Annotated in this window: 2 protein-coding genes; both read left to right on the plus strand. The window is 42.4% G+C overall.

Going from position 1 to position 3,215, the window contains the following annotated elements; translation table 11 throughout:
- The first annotated feature begins 158 nt into the window (after nt 1-158).
- On the plus strand, nt 159-527 hold the full coding sequence (locus tag WB217_RS12575) for an ArsR/SmtB family transcription factor (RefSeq protein WP_423993561.1): 369 nt from the start codon (nt 159-161) through the stop codon (nt 525-527).
- A 10-nt stretch (nt 528-537) separates the two neighbouring features.
- Nucleotides 538-2,658 (plus strand): heavy metal translocating P-type ATPase, encoded by a 2,121-nt coding sequence (locus WB217_RS12580; protein ID WP_423993562.1) that lies wholly within the window; start codon nt 538-540, stop codon nt 2,656-2,658.
- The last annotated feature ends 557 nt before the right edge of the window (nt 2,659-3,215 follow it).

The following is a 3,215-nucleotide window of genomic DNA, read 5'->3' on the forward strand; positions in this document are numbered from 1 at the left end:
CATCTGGGCGGAAAATAATGTAATCTTGAGGAATTATAAGCTTTGAAAATGGAAACCAGGAAAAATTCCTGGTTTTTTATTTTTTTTGATTGACAATCAAAAGGGTGTTTGAATATCCTATAATCAAACGGATATTTGAATGATGGAGGGGGATTTTAATGAAGGAACAAGATGTCTGCCAGGTAAATTGTATCGACCGGGAAAAAGTCGACCGCGTGGCTGCGCAGGTAAATGAACAAAATACCTTTGAAGCAGCTAAGATTTTTAAGGCTTTATCTGATGAAACGAGGATGAAAATTGCATACGCCCTTTACGTTGAAAAAGAACTGTGCGTCTGCGATGTAGCCTCGATTGTAAATGCCTCTACAGCCACGGCATCACATCATTTACGGCTGTTAAAAAATCTCGGTCTAGCAAAATATCGTAAAGAAGGAAAGCTGGTCTTTTACTCATTAATCGATGATCATGTTAAACAATTAATCCACATAGCGTTTGAACATCAAAAGGAGATGGAGAACAGTGGCTGAAGCAGCATGAATACAAGGAGAAAAAACAATTTACCGCGTTCAGGGCTTCACCTGAGCTAGCTGTGCCGGAAAGTTCGAACAGAACGTAAAACACCTGGATGGTGTTTTTGATGCAAAAGTAAATTTTGGTGCCTCCAAATTAACCGTTTATGGCAACGCCTCCATTGAAGAACTCGAAAAGGCAGGAGCATTTGAGAATTTAAGGTTATATCCAGATAAAGCAGAAATTGTGCCTGAAAAGAAGAAACCATTTTGGCAGGAAAACCTCAATGTTCTGATTAGCTTATTGTTCATTATTGCGGGGTACTATTTTCAAATGAATGACGGAGAGGGAAGCCTCTCTGCAATAATTTCATTTTTAGGAGCAATTCTTGTAGGCGGTCATTCACTCTTTAAAACCGGAATAAATAATCTTTTGAAGCTTGATTTTGACATGAGGGCGTTGATGACGGTTGCCATCATTGGGGCCGCGATTATTGGGGAGTGGAGCGAAGGAGCAGTTGTTGTCATCCTTTTTGCAATTAGCGAAGTGCTTGAGCGGTATTCAATGGATAAAGCCAGGGCGTCCATTCGTTCATTGATGGATATAGCTCCAAAGGAAGCACTCGTTCGAAGGAATGAGCGGGAATTCCTCGTGAATGTCAATGAAATTGAAGTTGGCGATATCATGATCGTAAAACCCGGAGAAAAAATCGCTATGGATGGGGACGTGGTCGCCGGATACTCGGCCGTCAACCAGGCAGCAATTACAGGCGAATCGGTTCCTGCCGAGAAAAATCCCGGCGATGAGGTTTTTGCAGGAACATTGACTGGGGAAGGCCTTATTGAAGTGAAGATCACTAAATTGGTGGACGATACCACCATTGCAAAGATCATTCATCTTGTGGAGGAAGCGCAGGCAGAAAAGGCACCATCACAGGCATTTGTCGACCGTTTCGCCAAGTATTATACCCCGATCATTATTCTTGTCGCGTTTTTGGTAGCCATTCTTCCTCCGCTGTTATTTGGCGCTGATTGGAGCGAGTGGGTTTATCAAGGGCTGGCCGTGCTAGTTGTCGGCTGTCCATGTGCACTTGTCATTTCAACCCCAGTTTCGATCGTAACCGCGATCGGCAATGCAGCGAAAAATGGCGTGCTTGTCAAAGGCGGAGTCTATCTCGAAGAAATGGGCATGATTAAGGCCATTGCTTTTGATAAAACTGGAACATTAACAAAAGGAATACCAGCCGTTACGGACTATAAAGTGCTGTCTTCATATGACCATAATGAATTATTATCAGTAATTGCAGCACTGGAGAACAAATCAGAGCACCCCCTAGCTGCTTCAATAGTCCGCAAGGCAGAATGTGATAACATCACTTTCAAGGATAGAGTCATTGAGGAATTTTCTTCGGTCACTGGCAAAGGAATAAAAGGGACAGTAGATCGAGTAACTTATTATATCGGCAGCCCTAAATATCTTGATGGAATCTTGAGCACCGGAATTCCTTCAAATATTAACGCAGAAATTTCGCAGCTGCAGGATGAAGGAAAAACAGTCATGGCTGTAGGGACGGATTCTGAGATGCTTGCCTTAATAGCAGTTGCGGATGAGGTAAGAGAATCAAGCAGGGAAGTCATTTCCCGCCTTCATGAAATGGGCATTGAAAAAACGATCATGCTGACTGGAGACAACAGCGGAACCGCTAAAGCGATTGGCAGGGAAGCAGGAGTTTCAGAAATAGAATCAGAGCTTCTTCCTGCAGATAAGCTGTCATTCATCAAGGAATTGCAAAACAAACACAGCAAAGTGGCAATGGTAGGCGATGGAATCAATGATGCACCGGCACTTGCCGCAGCGACTATTGGTGTCGCAATGGGCGGGGCGGGAACAGATACAGCACTAGAAACAGCCGATATCGCATTAATGGCTGATGATTTGAAAAAACTGCCGTATACAATAAAACTAAGCCGCAAAACACTGATGATTATCAAACAGAACATCACATTCGCAATCGGTGTTAAATTGCTCGCATTACTGCTCGTCATCCCAGGCTGGCTTACCCTATGGATTGCGATTTTTGCGGATATGGGAGCGACGCTCATCGTTACACTGAACGGTTTAAGGCTTTTGAAGGTGAAAGATAAATAAATGTTGTTTTGACGACCATTGTTGCTATTGGCTTATCATAACGATTCGCATGTGAAAGAGCGGACTGAATGGTTCTAGGAACGCATCTCATGACCATTCTGTTTCTCATTTTTGTTCTTTAAGGTAACGAATGAAGAAGTCTTATTGGTGACCGCTTTTTCCAACTTATGTTCTTCCAGGTAACCAAGAGGCCTTATTGGCGACCACTTTACCAATTTCTGTTATTTTAAGCAACCAAGAGGCCTTATCGGCTTTTACCAATTTCTGTTATTTTAGGTAACCAAGAGGCCTCATTGGTGACCGCTTTTACTAATTTCAGTTATTTTAGGTAACCAAGAGGCCTGATTGGCGACCGCTTTTACCAGTTTCTGTTATTTTAGGTAACCAAGAGGCCTTATTAGTGACCGCTTTTACCAATTAATGTTCTTTTAGTAATCAAGAGGTCATTCAAATAAAAGAACCATGCTCTTGGCGTTATGGATAATCAATCCTCCTTGTTTTTTACTCCGTGAATATAAAGAAAAAATTGAAGCTGGAGAGGGATGCAATGAATAATT

The organism is Mesobacillus sp. (assembly GCF_049588175.1).
Classification (GTDB): domain Bacteria; phylum Bacillota; class Bacilli; order Bacillales; family Cytobacillaceae; genus Mesobacillus.

Coding starts and splice junctions, on each gene's coding strand:
- WB217_RS12575 (WP_423993561.1), top strand. CDS start 159: ATGAAGGAACAAGATGTCTGCCAGGTAAATTGTATCGACCGGGAAAAA.